General features: G+C 38.1%; 16 protein-coding genes. 10 read left to right on the forward strand and 6 right to left on the reverse strand.

Annotated elements, in window-relative coordinates; all coding sequences use genetic code 11:
• Positions 1 to 138: 138 nt before the first annotated feature.
• Together LQ201_RS04675 and LQ201_RS04680 are read right to left on the reverse strand one after the other, a co-directional pair.
• Positions 139 to 798, reverse strand: a complete 660-nt coding sequence (locus tag LQ201_RS04675; RefSeq protein WP_230145576.1) for a hypothetical protein — start codon at positions 796 to 798, stop codon at positions 139 to 141.
• A gap of 550 nt (positions 799 to 1348) precedes the next feature.
• Positions 1349 to 1600 carry a CPCC family cysteine-rich protein gene (locus tag LQ201_RS04680; protein WP_230145577.1) on the reverse strand — a complete coding sequence of 84 codons (252 nt, stop codon included), beginning with the start codon at positions 1598 to 1600 and terminating at the stop codon, positions 1349 to 1351.
• Between the two features lie 609 nt (positions 1601 to 2209).
• Here LQ201_RS04680 and LQ201_RS04685 point away from each other — a divergent pair.
• Positions 2210 to 4105 (forward strand): mechanosensitive ion channel family protein, encoded by a 1896-nt coding sequence (locus tag LQ201_RS04685; protein ID WP_230145578.1) that lies wholly within the window; start codon positions 2210 to 2212, stop codon positions 4103 to 4105.
• A 622-nt stretch (positions 4106 to 4727) separates the two neighbouring features.
• Here LQ201_RS04685 and LQ201_RS04690 read toward each other — a convergent pair.
• The gene (locus LQ201_RS04690) at positions 4728 to 5855 is read right to left on the reverse strand and encodes a hypothetical protein (protein ID WP_230145579.1); all 1128 of its coding nucleotides are present in this window, start codon (positions 5853 to 5855) and stop codon (positions 4728 to 4730) included.
• A gap of 134 nt (positions 5856 to 5989) precedes the next feature.
• Positions 5990 to 7852 (reverse strand): LuxR C-terminal-related transcriptional regulator, encoded by a 1863-nt coding sequence (locus tag LQ201_RS04695; RefSeq protein WP_230145580.1) that lies wholly within the window; start codon positions 7850 to 7852, stop codon positions 5990 to 5992.
• A gap of 200 nt (positions 7853 to 8052) precedes the next feature.
• Between LQ201_RS04695 and LQ201_RS04700 the strand changes: the two genes are divergently transcribed.
• The 3 genes from LQ201_RS04700 (at position 8053) to LQ201_RS04710 (ending at position 9837) form a co-directional block, all read left to right on the forward strand.
• A complete protein-coding gene (locus LQ201_RS04700) occupies positions 8053 to 8385 on the forward strand; it encodes a DUF4870 domain-containing protein (protein ID WP_230145581.1) in 333 nt (110 codons plus the stop codon).
• A gap of 244 nt (positions 8386 to 8629) precedes the next feature.
• Entirely contained in the window at positions 8630 to 9286 is a 657-nt protein-coding gene (locus tag LQ201_RS04705) for a suppressor of fused domain protein (RefSeq protein WP_230145582.1), read from the forward strand.
• Between the two features lie 23 nt (positions 9287 to 9309).
• Complete coding sequence (locus LQ201_RS04710) at positions 9310 to 9837, forward strand: hypothetical protein (RefSeq protein ID WP_230145583.1); 528 nt, start codon at positions 9310 to 9312, stop codon at positions 9835 to 9837.
• Between the two features lie 40 nt (positions 9838 to 9877).
• On the opposite strand, the gene LQ201_RS04715 is transcribed toward LQ201_RS04710, so the two are convergent.
• Positions 9878 to 11722 (reverse strand): hypothetical protein, encoded by a 1845-nt coding sequence (locus tag LQ201_RS04715; RefSeq protein ID WP_230145584.1) that lies wholly within the window; start codon positions 11720 to 11722, stop codon positions 9878 to 9880.
• A gap of 229 nt (positions 11723 to 11951) precedes the next feature.
• On the opposite strand from LQ201_RS04715, the gene LQ201_RS04720 reads away from it, so the two are divergent.
• From LQ201_RS04720 to LQ201_RS04745, 6 genes are all read left to right on the forward strand, one after another.
• Positions 11952 to 12281, forward strand: a complete 330-nt coding sequence (locus LQ201_RS04720; RefSeq protein ID WP_230145585.1) for a DUF4870 domain-containing protein — start codon at positions 11952 to 11954, stop codon at positions 12279 to 12281.
• Positions 12282 to 12291: 10 nt separating this feature from the next.
• Positions 12292 to 12819 (forward strand): hypothetical protein, encoded by a 528-nt coding sequence (locus tag LQ201_RS04725; RefSeq protein WP_230145586.1) that lies wholly within the window; start codon positions 12292 to 12294, stop codon positions 12817 to 12819.
• 40 nt (positions 12820 to 12859) lie between these two features.
• Positions 12860 to 13849 (forward strand): hypothetical protein, encoded by a 990-nt coding sequence (locus LQ201_RS04730; protein ID WP_230145587.1) that lies wholly within the window; start codon positions 12860 to 12862, stop codon positions 13847 to 13849.
• Positions 13849 to 14736 (forward strand): hypothetical protein, encoded by an 888-nt coding sequence (locus LQ201_RS04735; RefSeq protein ID WP_230145588.1) that lies wholly within the window; start codon positions 13849 to 13851, stop codon positions 14734 to 14736. Before LQ201_RS04730 ends, LQ201_RS04735 begins: the two co-directional genes overlap by 1 nt.
• A gap of 208 nt (positions 14737 to 14944) precedes the next feature.
• Positions 14945 to 16429 (forward strand): PhoX family protein, encoded by a 1485-nt coding sequence (locus tag LQ201_RS04740; RefSeq protein ID WP_230145589.1) that lies wholly within the window; start codon positions 14945 to 14947, stop codon positions 16427 to 16429.
• 75 nt (positions 16430 to 16504) lie between these two features.
• Positions 16505 to 18298 (forward strand): cytochrome-c peroxidase, encoded by a 1794-nt coding sequence (locus LQ201_RS04745; protein ID WP_230145590.1) that lies wholly within the window; start codon positions 16505 to 16507, stop codon positions 18296 to 18298.
• Positions 18299 to 18541: 243 nt separating this feature from the next.
• On the opposite strand, the gene LQ201_RS04750 is transcribed toward LQ201_RS04745, so the two are convergent.
• Positions 18542 to 19225: an arylesterase gene (locus tag LQ201_RS04750; RefSeq protein WP_230145591.1), complete on the reverse strand. Its 684-nt coding sequence runs from the start codon at positions 19223 to 19225 to the stop codon at positions 18542 to 18544.
• Positions 19226 to 19268 lie beyond the last annotated feature (43 nt).

Here is a 19268-nt window from a genome sequence, read left to right on the forward strand (position 1 = left end):
ATTTTAGAATTATGGCTTTTCTATATTGGTACGAGTTAAAAACTCGCACCAGCACATTTTATCTAAATTGCAATTTGCTCGGACTAGCAGGGGAATATGAATAGCCCTAATCTTATTTAAATTCGTTGACAAACCATATTAGTTGTCTTTTTCAGTGCTATCGATTATAAGTAACTCATCCCAGGGCACTGTTACGAAATTGTAATAAGCGGCACCTATCTCCATGTGGTCTAAGAAAGAAAATTCCCAGCAAAGCCGGCGAAATTGTTCGTTATATTCAAAACGTACTTCAAACTTGTGAAGGTTGTATCTGCGTTTTTTTGCCTCCTTGAATGCGAATTCTTGTATAGCTTTGCGTGCTAGGAACATTTTTCTGCTCCCCGCTCCTTCTCTTGGCCAATTGAGTTGCAGAATTTGTCCATAATCATCCAGGTGAAGTGTGATGTTGTACCGTTGGATTCCAATAGGGGTATCCTTTAAGTAAAAGTTAAGTTCGTATTTGGGAACAACCCAGTGCCTTTTATGGGAATCGCCATCCTCGAGGTATTTTAGTACATCAACAATCTGGGCATTGATAAAATGGAGAGAATCTTTGAATTCCCAAAAAGAGTCCTTCATTATCGTTTCAACCTGCTTTTGTATATTAGGCGGCAATTTATCTAGAGAAGAGACTGTTATAGAGGCTTCCTGATAAGTGTAGGCCAAAACTGTATCCTCCTTAACAACCATTTTCTTTTGAGCATTTGCCGAAAGGTGAAAGGAAAATAATAAAAGGAAAATTGTAGTAGAGCGCATCATAGGCTAAATATAGCAAATTGATTTAGCAAGGAGAAGTCCTTAAAATTTGGACAAAATCCATGTGTTTGAAATTCACAAAATTGAATCTTTTCCTCCATCCAACACAAGTCTTAGCGCCCACGGCCTTAGCAAAGCCTGATTTGGGCTTTCGGTAAATCAATGCATTAATTTCTAAAAAATTCACCGAGCTGGTGCGAGCTTGTAGCTCGTATCCAAATTAGCTTAAATCATATCAATTTCTAACAAACCCTTTTCTCCAGAAATCTATTGCACTACTATACTTCCAATGGTAATCTTCTGTTACAAAGCCTGCCTCAACTGGATTATTGTGAATATAATCGACTTTTTGATCAATTACTTCGTTTGACCACAGCTCAATAGGCTTGACAGCAATTTAGATAATCTATGATTATTATGCTTCGAAAATTATGAAAGTTTAAGATTACGACTTTCTAAATTTTAGAACTATGGCTTTTCTATATTGGTACAAGTTAAAAACTCGCACCAGCACATTGATTAATACCCGCTTGTATTCTATACTAAAGCTACTTTATCCTTCAATCTCATCTTCTTTAGGTGGTCTTACAAAATCTAAAAATTCCCTCTCTATAACCCCAAAAGACTTAAAATTCACTTTTGCCCCTCGCAAAGAAATTGAATTCGGTCCTCCATCATCATCAATATGCTCCTCCTGATAAAAATCTTTATGCCAAAAACAAACTGGGCAGATCGTTGAAATCGCATCCTTTTCGATCGTAAAAAAACCACAACAAACGCATTTAATTTTATTTTCTATATCCATTATTTATTTCCATGTATCAACTTGTCGTCGGCAATTAACAGCAAACCAGTTGGCTACTTGCCTGGACTTAAAGGTAGCAACAAATCTATTTATTCACCACATGTCCATAGGCGCGCAAGCGAGGAAATGGCAAATTCCATGTGTACTTTAAAATCACTTAGCATATCGCCTCGATTATTATTTTTTGCGCTAAATATTAATGTATAAACTTCCATATCTTTATTCTTTCTACAATAATCTAAATGCTCTATCAAAATGTTAAAATATTGTAACCTAACAAAACATCAATCCAAAACACAGTTGCAAATCTGACAAAATATAGCCCCTCTTTATTATAAAACTTATAATTTCTGCTCATTTTATTCTGTTTACCTAATTTACAGCTCATAATAAACTAGCTCAAATTTAACCAATACCTATGCTTTTTTGATAGTGGAGGATGGCTGCTTTAAATTCACTCCCATATTCTGGCTGGATGGAACATTATACCAACACAATTGGCTAAGATTAACACATTAAAACAGGAACCTCATGCGGTTAAAAAGCCATAATAAATGCCTGCATTTCTTCATTATTTTGGCTATTTTCGCTAACCTAGCCTAAGATAACATGACGAAATTTTTTACATTATCTATTTTTCTGCTAAATGCTGCTGTATCTATTTACACCTTTGGACAGGACAGCACAACCTTAAAATCAGACAGCCTAAAGAATGGAAAGCTAGAAAACGAATTCAATAAAGTAAATCAACTCTCTGCGGAGCGGCTTTCTGATTCACTTAAGCGAGCAGAACTAGAACAACGTGTAAGCGCACTTGGAACAACAGACAAATTGCAACGTGAAAGTTTAATGGCTGAATTAAAATCGCTCAAAAAAAGGGATTCCATCCATCGTTTCCGCCAGATAAGTCAGATAGATTCTTTACGCAAGATTATAAAAGGCGTACCGGTTATATTTAATGGCGACACAATTTATTTTATTTATGCAAAACTGGGCAGTTTTAGTGCCACCGACAGGGCAAAAGCTGTGGCTGACAGGCTAGAAAGAGTGGGTGATGGTGCAAATTTTTCATCCGATTCACTTAAGCTTATCCCCGCCGAACAAACTACCGACCTGCTTTATGGTAACACCTTATTGCTTTCTATAACCGATCAGGATGCATTATGGGCCAGAAGCGACCGGACGCTTTATACCGCAGAAATCAAAAAACGGGTAGTGGCCGCCCTCGATAAGTATATTCACGATACCAGTTGGCAAGTGCTATTGAGGGAAATTTTATTGACAATATTGGTTGTTGCAGTGGTAATTGGCTTAATATTCCTTATTAACAGGCTCTTCAGAAAAATATCAACCAAATTTTTCTCCGCAGAAGGACGTTTTAAAGATGGTATAAAAATCAAAAACTATGAGTTATTAGATGTGAACCGTCAACTGGCTATAATTACGATACTCTTAAAAATCATTCGTTATGGGGTTATTCTGGCAGTAATTTATCTGGCTTTTCCTGTGCTGTTTGGAATTTTCCCCTTTACGCGTGATCTCTCTGTTAACCTGTTGAATTATATCCTCAGTCCACTTAAAAGAATTGGTATTGCAGTATGGAACTATATTCCAGACTTGATGACTATTTTGGTTCTTCTGGTGGTATTCAGGTATGTGATCCGCTTTGTTAGGTTTATCAAAACGGAGATCGAACGGGGTAAACTCACTATACCCGGTTTTTATAAAGATTGGGCCAATCCTACCTATCAGATTATCCGTGTGTTAATTCTGGCTTTTATGCTTATTGTCATTTTTCCTTATCTCCCGGGATCTGATTCGGGTGTTTTTAAAGGGGTTTCGGTTTTCATGGGTGTTCTTTTCACTTTCGGATCAGCAGGTGCGCTCGGAAATGTTGTTGCTGGTCTGGTACTCACCTATATGCGGGCTTTTAGGATAGGCGACCGGGTAAAGATTGGAGAAGTTACAGGAGATATTATTGAAAAAACTTTGCTGGTTACCAGGGTACGCACTATCCAGAACGAGGTGGTTTCTATCCCGAACTCCACCGTGATGAATAACCATACGGTAAATTTTAGTATTGAAGCGCTTGAAAAGGGGCTCATTATTCATACCACAGTAACTATTGGTTATGATGTGCCCTGGAGGCAAGTGCATGAACTGCTCATTAATGCTGCACTTGCTACTGAGCTTGTTGATGCTGAACCGAAGCCATATGTGCTTCAAACCAGCCTTGACGATTATTATGTAAGTTATAGATTAAATGCCTTTACAAAATCGCCAAACCGGCAGGCCGTAATCTATTCTGCTTTGCATGCAAACATACAGGATCAGTTTAACCAGGCCGGAGTAGAAATTATGTCGCCACATTATAAAGCGCTCAGAGATGGAAATGCCACCACCATCCCAGCAGATTACTTACCTAAAAATTATCAGGCACCATTATTTAGGACAGAAAACATCAATCAAAACAACAATAACTCCAGCGCACTACCAAAGAAATAAAACTTTATTGCCTCCGAGTATTAGCGAAATATATTATCGCAACAAAAAAGCGATATTATTTTGGCTTCTTTTGTTTACACCGTGCCCAAAGCCCGTTATTTCCGAAAATCAGACTTGTAAATTGTTATTAAAAAATTAAGAAATCGATAAAAAAAAAGAAGAAATTAGGATCAATATCGGCGTATCGGCATTTTTTTTGTAGCGAAACCAGTATGAAAAGGAATGATATAATCAGTGCGCTCTTAGGTATGTTGATTATGGCCATCACTTATTGGCTGCTTTTTTACAAGTTCTCTTCTCCCCAAGAGCGTAAAGAAATTAGAATATCCTCCTCAACACCACGATTAAAAAACTTAGAATAATTACTCCTTACCGATGTTTATTTAGCAGGGTCTTAAATTTTATTTAGGCATGAATGGCTTTTGAAAAAAAATAATAAATACCCGCTAAACACACAGAAAAGAGAGAGAGGATGATACTTTGAAGAAGAAGAGTTTTATTACCGGCCAAGCCCAACACTGGCTAAAAAATAGTTACAATAGTCTAGAAGATAAACAATATAAAATGTTTATCTTCTAGACTCAATGAATTGGTTTTTGATAACTGAAGTGCTATTTAAATTTTACTTATTGTTAATCTTTAACTTTTCCAAAATTTTATCTGTTTTTGCTGACAGATCATTTATCTGATCCTGCTGAAGTTTTATCTTATCTGCTTGAGACCTTACTTCTTCATCTTTTTCGATTAAATATAGAGTCAATTCTTCAACCTTCTTTACTAGAAGCTTATTTATTTCCCCTAAATTAACACCATTCCTGGCCACTTCAGCTTCTGTCGGCATCTCTGGTAAGTGCTGATTTTTAATCAAATAAGACTTAAGCTTTTGCAATGACTCTAATTTGTATGATGGAATAAAAACATAATCTGGCCATCCAGTCATGTCAACTTTAACTTCTTTTGAATGTATAACTCCATTTACTGCTAATTTTGCATCAGGTGTATTGGTTCCTATACCAATATTTCCATTTCCATGCATAAACATCTGAGCGTTATTAATATTAGTATTATAAAAATACAGATCACGGCCATGGTTAGCAGATAAATCAGTTCCAATTTCCCATTTATTTTCAAGCGCAGTATTATTGTCATTATATCCGTAGAAAACCATAGCAGCGCTTGTGGATGATCCGATGGATGTATTACCAATGGAAATACGGGCCCTATCCATAACATAGCTTGATGAGAAATCAGCAACTGAAGCTAAGCCAGTTAAAGAACTGCCCGAATTGCTGGATATACTTAATTTAGCAGAGGGCAATGCAGTACCAACACCTAGATTCCCTGCCCTTGTTAAAAACATTCCAACCGATCCCCCAAATCCGGTATTTGGTTGTAGCACCCACGTACCAGTGTTTTCCAGTACCCCCCAGGCCCACCATAGATGGTTATTGCTTGCATCCGTTGATGCCATTAAATTTAACGCCGGTTTACTGGCTAGTGATGGATGAATTTGTGTTAGCCGATCGAAACCACCATAAGAGGACCCAATGTGCAATGTCGCATTTAGGCTTGCATTATTACCTATGTTTAAGCCATTACCTTGAATATCTAATTTCGCATTTGCAACAGGCGAAGTTGTTCCAATACCAACAGGACTAGCACTACCCATTTCCGGCCAAGCGGTATTTTGAGCAAACAAGAATTCAGAAAAAGTAAAAATTAAGATGAAGAACGTTAATATTTTTTTCATTAAAATAGTTTTATAGGTTAAATAATTTGGTTATTTCTGTTTAAGAAAAACTTGTTACATGTGTTTCACAATTTATAAAAATTCTTAAAGATTTCTTAGCTTATAAAATGAAAAACTAAAAACTATCTAAGATTTCAACCTATATTTTGCAAAAATAAATTCAAATCATCTTCTTTGCTCAACCCTAGTTTCTGTTTAATCCGGTAGCGGCTCATGCGCACACTTTTAGGCTCAATACCTAAACGAATGGAGACTTCTTTGTTCGTTAGCCCCATTAACATATATGAACAGTATTTTAAATCGAGCCGGGTAAGTGTAGGATTTGCTTTCTCTTGCAGGCGTTCAAAAAAAGCAGGATTGGTATCAAAAAAGTCTATTTTATATTCTTCAAACTCTTTATCCATCTTTTTCTGTTGATTGACAATCCGTTTAATCTGTTCATCAAGCGAAAGATGGCTCTCGCTGTTTACCTTGTCTGATATGAGTTCCAGTAGCTCATTTTTTTCTTCAATCTGCAAATTACCGGCTAATACCTCTTTTTCCAACCGCTCCTGCCGTTCTTTAAGTAAAGCTTGCTCGGCTTTCAACTGTAAAGCTTCGGCTTCTTTTAATTGTGCTTTTAGTTCTGCCGCATCCTTTTGCTGATCAATTAATTCCTGTTTCCTGACGGAGGCTTTAAGTTTGTAGTTGTAGGAGATCAATAGGAAAAGTAAGGCTAGTATCCCGGCAAGTCCCGAAATGATGTAGAAAACATTTAATTTTTTCGTGTAAGCGCTTTGTTGATGAAGATAGGCGATTTCCTGTTCTTTTTTTTCAGACTGATATTGTGCCTCAATCCTGACGGTGTTATTTATTTTCTGTTCATCGAAAGCTTTTTTATAATTCGCGATATATTCTTTTAAATAATTTAGCGCTGCCGCCTTATCGCCCTTTTTCTCAGCGATATTTGACAGTCCCTGAAATATCCTGGACTTTGTGAGCGGCATTTTAACTACGCCATTTTCTATTTTGCTCAAACCGGTTAATAATATTTTTTCAGCCTGGTCATAATTACCATCCCGCACGTAATATTCACTTTTTAGCCCATAACAATTTAATAAAATCTCCAATAAATTCGTTTTTGTGGCAATTTCAATCGCCTCATCAACATATTTTTCGGCGCTATCGCGATAGCTTGCAGGAAAGTATTGAAAATAAGTATTGGCTGTATTTAGTGCTACTGCGGCGGTATTGCTGTATACGAGCAAACGTCCTTCTTGTTTTTTAGAGAGCCAAAGCGATTTTTTGTAAACCTTTAAAGTCGAATCCAGTAGATTACGTTTTGTAGTATCTAGCTTAAAGCGATCAAAAAAGGCTTGTCCTATGGTAAAATAAGCATTATTCAACAGATCCACTTGCTGGCTTTTTACTGCCGTTAGATAGCATAGATCGGCATATTTTTGTTGTTTAGATGGGTTGTTCCCATAACCATAAAAGCTGGCCAGGTAATGATATATGGCACTCTCATATTCGTAAGCATTTTCGCCCTTAAAAAAATCGAGTGCTTTAAACATTTTGGTAATAGATTTATCATTCTCATCATTAACAAGATCTAACCAGCCATTTCTAAACCATACAAAACCTAAGGTAACCCTGTCTTTCGTTTTCTTTGCATAGTACATGGCACTATCAAGGCTTTGATAAGCGTTTTTCATGTCTTTTTTCCAAACATATAAATACACCAGCGTGGCATAGGTCATCGCTTTACTTTTCCCATCCTTTAGCCCCGCACTAACCTGAAGGGCCTGATCGGCCAATTTGAAAGATAGTGGGAGTTTTTTTTCAAAATTGGCTTTCGCCAGCTTGCACAATACATTTACACGCAGCTCTTTGGTTATACCCTCTTGTGCAAGTAAATGGTTTAAAGAATCGATATAGATTTTTTGGGCTTCTGCACTTTTAAAAAAAAAGAAAAGACAGATAAAGAGGCTTAACAAAGTTTTCAGTGGTAGCTGCATATTCAAAAATAGAAAAGAAACACTTTTATAAAAGCAGAAGTATAACAAATAATTGCGATATAGCGGTTTAAACGGCTTTTGTAGTCTCGTTGTAGACACTATTTAAAAAATAGGTAGCCGCTGTGTAGTCTGCCTTTTCTTGGCTAACGGTTTTAACGTCCATAACTTTGAGTTATTCAATTCACCAAAAATTTAATCAGATGAAACAAAAAACAATGGCTATTGTGGCCTACATAACAATAATCGGTTGGATCATTTCTTACCTGGAGCTTAAAAAATCAACAGAAAAAAGTAAACTGGTTAATTATCATCTTGGGCAATCGCTCGGGCTGATCATCACATCTGTTCTTTTAAGCATTTTGAGCAGTATTATTTTAGCGGTTATTCCATCTTTAGGTGCTATTTTTTACCTCATTTTATTCATTCCGTTTGTATTGTTATTGCTAGGCATCATAGCGGCCAACAACGAGCTGGAAAAACCTGTTCCACTCATCGGAAAAATATTTGAAGGAAAATTCAATTTCGCTTCTTAACATTAATTTACAGACGGACAGCTTGCAGCTTCGTCTGAAAGCGTTTACATGACCAACGGCAGCAACGCTCTGCAGATGAGTCTTTACGTAAAAACGCTGACTATTGACGGCACTACAATATTTTCCCAATAGAAGCAGCAGCCAACAGCAGAAAACGTGTTATGATAATCCCTTAACAATTGTTATGGGAATAATGGCAAAATCTTTGAGCTGGTTTAACACATCACATTCAACAAAAACGATAATGAACCCGGAAATCTACAAACAGCAATTTACCACAGAAGATACACCTGGATGGCAGGCGATAGATGATCAATTGGAGAAGATATATGGCAATACGGAAGCGCGCCATTACCCACCGTTGTGCGGAATCCATTATGCAGCTGGCGGCACAGACCCAATAGATGGCGCCAGTATTTATGATAGCAGCCGCCAAACTTTCCATCGGCACATGATCAGTTATGGCATGAGTGAACTGTATTATAACGAGGAGAAAGCTGGCGGAGAATTTAGCAAATGGGGCTTTGAGTTTACATTTAGACTGGCGCCTTTTAAAGATGATGAGCGTGATCCTATCTGGGCCATAAACGTAATGAACAACCTGGCCCGGTACGTATTTTCGAGCGGTAAATGGTTTGAAGAAAATCATTTTATCCCAGCAAATGGGCCAATAAGATTAAATACAGAAACAGCAATAACAGGCTTTGTTTTTGCCTTAGATCCCGAACTGGGAAAAATAGAAACCCCTCATGGCGAAGTAAGCTTTTTACAGTTGGTTGGCATTACCAATGCAGAAGTAGAAGATTTGAAAAAAAGCCCTACAATAGGTGCTGTACAAGAACTGATAGAAAAACTGAGAAAGGATAATCCGCTGTTAATCACAGATCTGACCAGAAAATAATTTATTAATCCTGCGTAAATGTTATGATACCAAGAAACATCCTATTCCTTGTGCTGATTTTGATTGTTTCCTCTTGCCAGTCTGAAAAAGCAGTCCATTTAAAAACAGTCCTGGAGCAAAAAGAACGGGTTGCTTTCAATATAATGCTCGGCAAAAACGGCCCTAATGAACAAAAACTGAAGTGCCTTATTGCTGGCGATTTTAAATGCGCCCAGCAGGCAATAACCAAAGAGGAACAGGCATTTGATAAAATCATCAGTGAAATAAATTCACTGGAAACAGGAGATATTAAATATGGCAACGAACTAAAATTGGCAACAGACAAATATTATAAAGCTGTTAAAGAATTCGAAGTTTTTGACCGCTTAATTATTGCCCAGCAACAGATCAGTCAAAATAAAACAAATACTGAAAAAATACGGGATGCTGCAATACGTCAACAAGGGCAATTATCAAGAGACAAGCTGAAAATGCGCAAAATAATCAATAAAAAAGAACAGGTATTGGCCGAAGTACGGAAACAGTTCAACTTGCTTAACCGTTTGCACTAACCTGTTTTTCGCCTTAATAAACACTTAGAAAACTAAAGCTTTAAGCCATTTTCTGCAAAAATAAATTCAAATCCTCTTCTTTGTCAAGCCCCAGTTTTTGTTTAACGCGGTAGCGGCTCATGCGCACACTTTTGGCTTCGATATGCATCAGCTGGGCAATTTTTTTGGTATCCATTTTTAAATGAAGGTAAGCACAGAGTTTTAAGTCTAGCGAGGTGAGTTTTTGTTGTGCCCGTTGATTTAACAGAGCGAAAAACTCTGGATGCACCTGTTGGATCTGAAATTTAGCTTGCTCAAAGTCATTGTCCAAAAGCAGTTCCTCGTTCCAGATTTTATTAATATTCAATTGATCGTTGGCGCTGAGCTTTTCTTTGATCTGAAAAAGCATTTCTTTTTTATGCTCCAATTGTAATTGATTGGCCATCACTTCTTTCTGCAACTGCTGTTGCTGGCTTTCCAATAACAGTTGCTCTACCTTTAACCTTGCCTGCTCTTCCTTTTCCAGCCTCATCTGCAGTTCGGCATCCTGCTTTTCCAGATGCAGCTGTTTTTCACGCTGCAGTGAATACCTAAGCCTGAAATGATAGGAACGGAACATAAATATCAGGCCAAGCAAAGAAGCGATTGCAATACCAATGTATAGATACTTCTGCTGCTGCGCATATTTTTCGCTCTGTTTTAACAGCTTCACCTCATTGTTTTTTTTTTCAGCTTCGTACTGTACTTCTAGTTTTTGAGCATTTAAAGCCTGCTTCTGATCAAAAAGTTTACTATTGTATGCTGTTGCTTTCTTCTGAAACTCAAGTGCCTTTTCGTAATGGCCATTTTGCTCATAAAAGCTGGACAATGCCGTTACAATATTGATCAGCGTGTAATAATAAGGCGCCTGCTGGTCTCTCATCATACTATAGGCTTCCTGTAAATACCCTTCAGTCATGGCCATATTTTTATCTCTTTTGGCGTATTCGCTCAAAATACCCAAACTGCTTGCCCTAACCTCTTCCCCATTCAGCACTCCTTTCATTACCTCGTTGGCCATGCTTGCATACCGAATGGCATTTGCTTTCGCAGCCTGATCCGTATCAGGAAAGTATTTCAAATAATAATCTGCACTATTGATACAAGCCATAGCGTATGTTTTTCTGGCAATATATTGAGGGTACTGTTTATAAAGATCTTGTACTTTATTTAAGTAGTAAATAATACTATCCCGCTGTAATTCTCTTTTTGTTGCTGCAAAATTGTAATCAGCAGCTACCGACAGCGCAATATAACAGTTACTCAATAGGTTATAGTCGGTAGTTTTAAGCGCACTTTCAATGGCCTTTTGAGCATATCTATTTACATTTTTTACATCGTCCCACCTGGTATTCAGTGCATATAGCTGGTAATATATTTTGGCAGTAAGGTAAGGATCGTATTTTTTCTCCAACATTTTAAGCCCCATCTGGCAATACTTAGTTACCAATTCGTTATTATCGATAGCATTGTAGAATAAAGCCTGCGCGTAATAAGCATAAGCTAAGGCAATAGGCTGTTGTGCCTTTTGCCCGATAGCTAAAGTGGTATCGCTTGTTTTTTTCAGCAAAGCAAACTGCTTCATATTTGCATAAACGTTAGCCAGCATGGTATACGCTTTTGTGGCTTCGGTGAAGTTTTTGAGTTTTATGGCCAAACTTACACTTTGTTGCGCCTTTGCAATTGCGGCTGCATAGTTTGCATTAGTCCTATATCTTTCTGCCAGTTGTGTAAGCAGGGCTGGTTTATCCTTCTCACTTAAATTATCGAGCGCTGTACTATCCAATAAGCTTTGCGCCTTAGCAGCATAACAACCTATAACGATCCCAATCAAGAGTAATATGTTTTTAAAAACCAGATGCTTCATATCGTAAAATTAGTATAAAGATTGGAGCTTGGGCAAAATTGTAGACAAAAGCTAAAAACAACAAAAAAATATAAAATACTCATTAACAATAACTTAATAACATCTGTAGATGTATTGTAGACGTTTTTAAAAAACACAGTAGATGTTCTGTAGGCGGAGAAGTCTTTCAAACGGCAATCTTTAATCTCAACTTTGACCTAAATAATTTTTCAATCTAAAATCAGACATCATGAACAACAAAACCCTTTCAATCATTTCCTACATTACCATTATCGGATGGCTTGTAGCTTATTTCAGCGGAAAAGACAAAGCTGATGCTTTACTTAAATACCACTTAAGGCAGTCGCTTGGATTGGCTATTGTAAATATTATTTTTAGCGTGGCTCTTACCATCATTGCCAGTATGGTACCCAGTTTATCATTTTTAGGCTTAATTGGCTATGTATTTATCGTCTTGTGGATTATGGGCATTATCAATGCGGCCAACGGTGCATTAAAACCTGTTCCACTTATAGGTAAAATGTTCGAAGACAAGTCTTCATTTGTTGGTAAATACTAAGAAGAAGTTTATGCGCCTCAACATCAAAAATGTCATGCTAATGGTGATGGTCTCGACCATCACCGCATGCAACCTTACAGTAAATGCCCCTGAAGAATATTTTGACCAGGCCGCCTTAAATGCCAACGATATATCGCGTTTTGGCACTTACTATTTTGATGGCTATCAAGAATATCTTAAAAATGCATCTGGTCCGGGGAAAATTACCAATTGCGAAGAATACCTAAAAAATTCGATTGCCAGGGCCGAAAAGAATCTGGAGAAAGTAAAGAAACTGCAGCCAACTCCCGAAACAAAACCTATGTTGGATGCTTCAATATTACTATACAACTATGTTTTAGCAAGCTACAAGGAAGCGCATCTCAAAATAGCCAAAATGATAGATCAACATGAGCCCGAGGAAAACATTAACAAGGCCTTAACTGAACTCGATACCAAACCCTATGACTCATTTATTGAGAAGTACAATAAGCTATGGAAACTTGCAGATGTATATGCTAAGGACAATAACATTGCAGTAGAAAAGACACCTCTATAATCGTTATTATTCAGTCATTCAATACCTTAACCAGATTACTATGAAACAAGGACTTTCGATATTCTGGATACTTTACATGTTGTTTTTTGCCATCCCGTTCCCGATGTTGTTATATTACAACATTAAAAGCGACAACATGCCGAACCTGATGGAACGCGACCCATGGCTATCGTTAAGTTTAGTAGCAGTTGCTGCGTTATTGTGGATTATTCTTTTAACAGGCTATTACCGCAAATGGGTAATCCGTACCTTTTCGATAAAGCACAATATAGAAAAACTCAAAAACACCGGTGAGCCACGTGAAGCCAAAATTATAGAGGCTATAAAAATGTCAGAACCAAATGCGGCTTATGATACCTATGAACTCACACTCCAGTTTAAAAATCTGGCAGGTAGTGAAATCAGGCAAAAAACCATAATAAATGATTCAAAACCTTACGAACGCCGCTATGAGACTGGTAAAACCGTGGGCATACTGTTGGATAAAGAAGCAAACAAAGTTCCTTATCTCATTATCGCCAGTACGGAAGTGAGCATAAACAAAACCATAGTAGTGCTGGTTAACTTGGGTTGGCTCGCTTTTACCTGTATCGTTGCTGGCTATTTTGTTTATTCTTATTATTCAGAAAGCGAAGGTATGGGCTGGCGTTTTATGAGCTTAGGCCATCCACTGTTGGTTTGCCCTGCAGGACTTCTTTTTTACCGGTTTTTAGGCGCTATTATCCAAAGCAAATTTTTGGGTAGGCCAAATGAATTGTTCCTGATCAAATTTAAAGGCATCCGGACAACCGCCAGGTTGATTAAGGCCAGCCAAACGGGAACCTTTATAAACGAACAGCCAATGATTAATTTTGAGGTGGAATTTACCGATCAACATAACCAAAAACATAGGGCAAACTTAAAAATGATTGTTGATCTGCTCGATCTGGATATAACCAAACAGGAACATGTATCTATTTTTTACCTCAAAGAAAATCCACAGAAAATTGCCCTTGAAAAAGACCTGAACGAAATTAAAGGAGAATTCTGATGAAAAACTTAACCCATATTTCCTGGCTGATCATATTGTCTTGCTTCCTGTGTTTGAGCTGCAAACAAATCACAAAAAGTGTAGACGAAACCTTTCATCCAAACGATTCTTTGGCTAAAAAATACAATAAAGAAAACCGTATCGGATCAGAAGGCGAATATACCGGAACCACTAAAACAACAACGACAACTTCTACACAGCATCATCAGGAGAAATTTGTAGTGATAAATGGTGATACGGTTAAAACACCAGAACTTCAGGACAAGGCAAAAGAACTTTTTCATGACCTGGAACTATTAAAACAAAAGCAAACACCAGCAGGTAGCAAGGAAATCCAAAAAAGGGTAAATGAATTTTTAAAGGATATGAACCTGCCTCAGCCAGAGGCGAAAAACAGCAATACAGAAAAACCAGTAACAAAAGCCAGGAAAGGAATGTTAAGTGCTTCACAATTAGCACAGGCAGAAGAGAAACTAAGGCAGTTGCCACAATACCGTGATAGAGAAATTGTGGTATATGAATCTGTGCACTTTTATGAAGATGGCTCCATTAAACTGGCCTTACAGCATCCCGAAAACCCCAAATATGTAGATGCATACCAATACAAAGATGGTTATTGGTCTGAACCAAAACCCGTACAGGCCAGGAATATCGAGCGCAGGACCTTTCCTTTAAGTAAAATAAATTTTGCAGCTGCACAAAAAGTCATGCAGATTTATAACGATAAAGCCGCCCAGGTTGATGGTGCAAAACCCACCACCACAGCCTACATTTCAATTTGGGATAATGGTATGCGTTGGTTCCCTTCTACAATAAATGGCAGCCGTGAACGCTACGATCTTCAGTTTAACGGTGATGGAACACTAAAGAGCTTCAGGCAAGAATGAAAAATGTAGTTGTTCATTTATCATCTTATATAAAGTCGTCACCCTGATCCGATCTATGATTATCACCTCCCTTTAATTTTTATTAGGTCGTTGTATTTGTTGATCAAAAGAACAATTCTAAATAGCGCGATGCAGCTTAGCTTAACATATACTTTAATTTCCGGAAACATAGCCGATGTAATTTTGCCTCAAACGGAAAACAAAACTTATGAACAAAACATTACTAAAGCAAAAGGCATTAGCCCTTGCTGTTGCCGCATTCGTTACTTCGGCAGTTGTGATCAGTGCCTGTAAAAAGAATAATGAGGCAGAAAACCCAGAAACCACAGTTACGCTTAAAGATTATTCGGTAAACCCTTCATTGGTAAAAACCATGCCCGGTTTCGAAAGCCTGAATATTACCACGTTGATCAGCTCAGATGATGTACTGGCAGAATCACCAAATTTTATATTTGGTGCACAACCTGATGGCGCCGGAATTATTAAAAATCCAGCCGGAGAAGGTTTTATCATGATCAATAACCATGAAATTCTTCAATCGGTATCGAGAGTATATTTAGATAAAAATTTCAAACCTGTAAAAGGAGAATATATTGTAGATTCTGATGGCGGTATGACCCGTTTATGTTCTGCTACAATGGTAACACCTGAAGAACATGGCTTTTCTAAACCAGTTTTCTTAACTGCCGGAGAAAGCGGTGCAGAATCGATGATTCATGCTATCGACCCTCTTGCGGCAGCAGATAAAAAGAACAAACAAAGAACTGTTAGTGCATTAGGCAGATGGAGCGCAGAAAACGCAGTGCCACTTCCCAAAGCATCATATGCTGGTAAAACCGTTATCATGATTGGTGAGGATGAAACCGATGGGCAATTGGCCATGTACGTATCTAACACTCAAGGCGACCTGGAAAACGGAAAGTTATACGTGATGAAACGCAGCAATAACGACCCGATAGAAACCAACATGGACAAAGGACAAAGCTATGATGTGGAATTTGTAGAGCTTGACAACGTAAAAAGCAGTACAGGTGCACAATTACAGCAACAAACAATCGATAAAAAAGCGCTAATGTTAGCCCGCGTAGAAGATATCGATTACAGAAAAGGCAGCGCAGCAAACGGACGCGAAGTATATTTTACGGCAACTGGCGTTAGCCAGGGTGATAAACTTACACCAGTAAGTGGAAAAACCATGTGGGGCCGTGTATATAAACTGGTATTGGACGCAAGCAGTCCATTAAAAGGTAAGCTAGAAGTTGCTGTTGACGGAAATGACAACCCTGGAAAAAGTATTGTAAATCCAGATAACCTTTGTGTAACCGAAAACTATGTGTACATCCAGGAAGATGGAGATTCGTTCTACAAAAACAATGACCATGATGGAACCGTCTGGCAATTTGCAATGGCTTCAAAATCGTTAAAACCGATGTTACAAATGAACCACCGCAGAACAGATGCAACCTTTAACGCTAAATACAACCCATCAAACAGTGTACAATTAAGTAGCTGGGAATATGGCGCAATGTACGATATCTCTGCACTGACTGGTATCCCTGATACATTTGTGCTGAACTTACACCCACACACCTGGACAAGCGATAAATACAAAAATGCCGATGGTGGTACAACAAGATTGGTAAATAATAACGAAGGCGGACAAGTAGTAATCGTTCGCGGCGTTTCTAAATAACCTATTTTATTTCTTTATCCCTTTCGGCAAATGCTGGAAGGGATTTTTCTATTTTATTTCAACGCCTACCCAAGCATGTCTAGCCTTAAAAAAATTGTTTTTTTCCTTATACTGATTACCCTTACTACCCTATTGTCTATTTTCTGCAAAACAGAAAACAGATCAAATGCAGCACTGGTAAAAGCAGATTTTGATAGACAGCTTATTGAACTTCAAAACATTGTTGACCAAAAATTATCGATAGCCGTTCAAAACAGGGATGAAAAAGCAATTAAACAATCTTTTCTACAGGCGAGAATAAAATACAAACAGCTGGAGTATTATATCGAATATTTTTTCCCTTCAACTTCTGTACTGCTTAATGGTGCGCCGATTGATGAGATTGAACTGGGCGAAAATCTCATTGAAAATCCAACAGGTTTTCAGGTAATGGAAGAAATTATCTATGAAGCCCCAACAACAGAAAACCGAAAGGAATTAGGAAATGAGGTAAAAAAAATGCAACTCAACCTGCAACGTGTTAGTCGCTTTAATGAACAGTACCAGATTACCGATGCGCAATTATTTGATGCCATCCGTTTAGAAATTTTCAGGATTACCAGTTTGGGCATTACTGGTTTTGATACCCCAAACGCCTTACAATCGATACCCGAAACGGCTTCGGCACTACAGGGAATAGCAAACGTACTGGCAAAGTATGAAAACGACGCATCAGATAAATTGATACCTTCAGCAATAAGCTACCTGGATAAAAATACCGATTTTGATCATTTCGATCGTTTAAGTTTTATAACTGAATATCTTGATCCGATCAGCAAACACATCAATTTACTCCGTTTAGAAAAAAAAATACCAACTGCCGCCAGCGGCGGCGCGCTTCGCGACGATGCAACAAGTATGTTCCAGATAAACGCTTTTAATGTAAACAAATTTGTAGGCAACAGCACCTTATTTATCAACGACGATAAAATTGCACTTGGAAAAATACTGTTCAATGATGCGGTACTTTCTAATGGAAATAACCGGAGCTGTGCCAGCTGCCATCAGCAATCACTCGCCTTTACGGATGGTCTAAGCAAAGCAGCAGGGATTTCAAAAGGACAATCGTTACTGAGAAATACACCAACTTTAGCTTATGCGGGGTTACAGCGTGGATTCTTTTATGATTTAAAAGCTGGAACCCTGGAAGATCAGGCGCTTGATGTGGTTCATCATAAACAGGAAATGAATGGTTCATTAACACAAGCCGCGACGAGAATCAATTCATCAAAAAATTATCTAACCTTATTTCAAAAAGCTTATCTGGATAAAACTGCGAAAGCCGATCCATGGAAAATCCAGCACGCATTGGCATCTTATATCCGTTCGTTATCTCCGTTTAACTCCCGATTTGACCGCTACATGCAAGGCGATAAAAAACAGTTAAATCAAGAAGAAAAAGAAGGTTTTAATCTTTTTATGGGAAAAGCAAAGTGTGGAAGTTGTCATTTTGCACCCTTATTTAATGGTACCCAAGCACCTCTCTTTATTAAAAGTGAAGCAGAAGTTTTAGGTGTGCCCGCTACTACAGATACCTTAAAACCTAAAATAGATGCTGATTTAGGCCGGTATGCTCTTTATGCTTACCCACAATATAAACATGCATTTAAAACTTCAACTGTAAGAAACATCACTAAAACAGGTCCATATATGCACAATGGTGTTTATAAAACTTTAGAACAGGTGATGGATTTTTATAATCGAGGTGGTGGTGCAGGTATGGGAATCAATGTTGAAAACCAGACTTTATCTGCCGATAAGCTGAACTTAAGCAAACTGGAGATCAAACAGATTATTGCATTTTTAGGCACACTGGAAGATGTTCAATAAAATAGTCCTCGTTTGCAACGAGGATTAGCGAGATGTGCATTTGTAATGCACAACAAGAGTTTAGTGGCGATAAAATCGCCTTTCCCATCCCATCCTCGTTACAAACGAGGACGATGATCTATCCAAACCACATTGGAATAAGATTCCCGCCTGCGCGGGAATGACGATCGACTTCCTCGCATAACAACTCTGCGTCTCTCGGTGTCTTTTCCTTCGCGACCTCTGTGGTTAAAATCACATAAACTACAACAAATCCTTCAATACTACCCATACGTTTTCGGCAAGAATCTTATCTCCTTCGGCAGTTGGATGTATACCATCGGCTTGGTTTAATGCCGGAACACCACCTACCTTATCCAATAAAAAGGGGATCAGTGCCATTTGGTTTTTCTTTGCCAGATCAGGAAACATGTTTTTAAAGTCTGCAGCATATTTGGCACCCATATTTGGTGGAACCTGCATACCAGCCAATACCATTTTAGCATCAGGGTATTTAGCTTTTACCCGATCAATAATCGCCTGAAGGTTTTTAATTGTTTGCGATACAGGCAACCCACGCAAACCATCATTGGCACCAAGTTCGAGCACGAAAATATCCACTCGTTGCTTAAGTAGCCAATCAATCCGTCCTTTTCCACCAGCAGAAGTCTCGCCACTTAAACCACCATTAATTACTTTGTAAGGCATTTGTAAAGAATCGATCCGATTTTGGATCAATGCCGGGTAAGCTTCTGTTGGGTCGAGTCCATAACCTGCCGTCAAGCTGGTCCCAAAAAAGAGAATATTCTTCTGCTCAGTAGCCACAGAAGCAGTTTTTTGGTCAGTCGAATCTAAAGTTTTATCGGTATTGCTTTTATTTTCGCGGTTTCCGCAGCTCAACAGTACAAGGCTCAAAACAAATAGCCCCATTAATCGTTTTCGTAACATATCTAATTAATCTATATCTAATTATTGTTTAAACCATTATCTT

Origin of the sequence: Pedobacter sp. Bi126, assembly GCF_918698245.1 — a bacterium.
Lineage (GTDB): Bacteria > Bacteroidota > Bacteroidia > Sphingobacteriales > Sphingobacteriaceae > Pedobacter.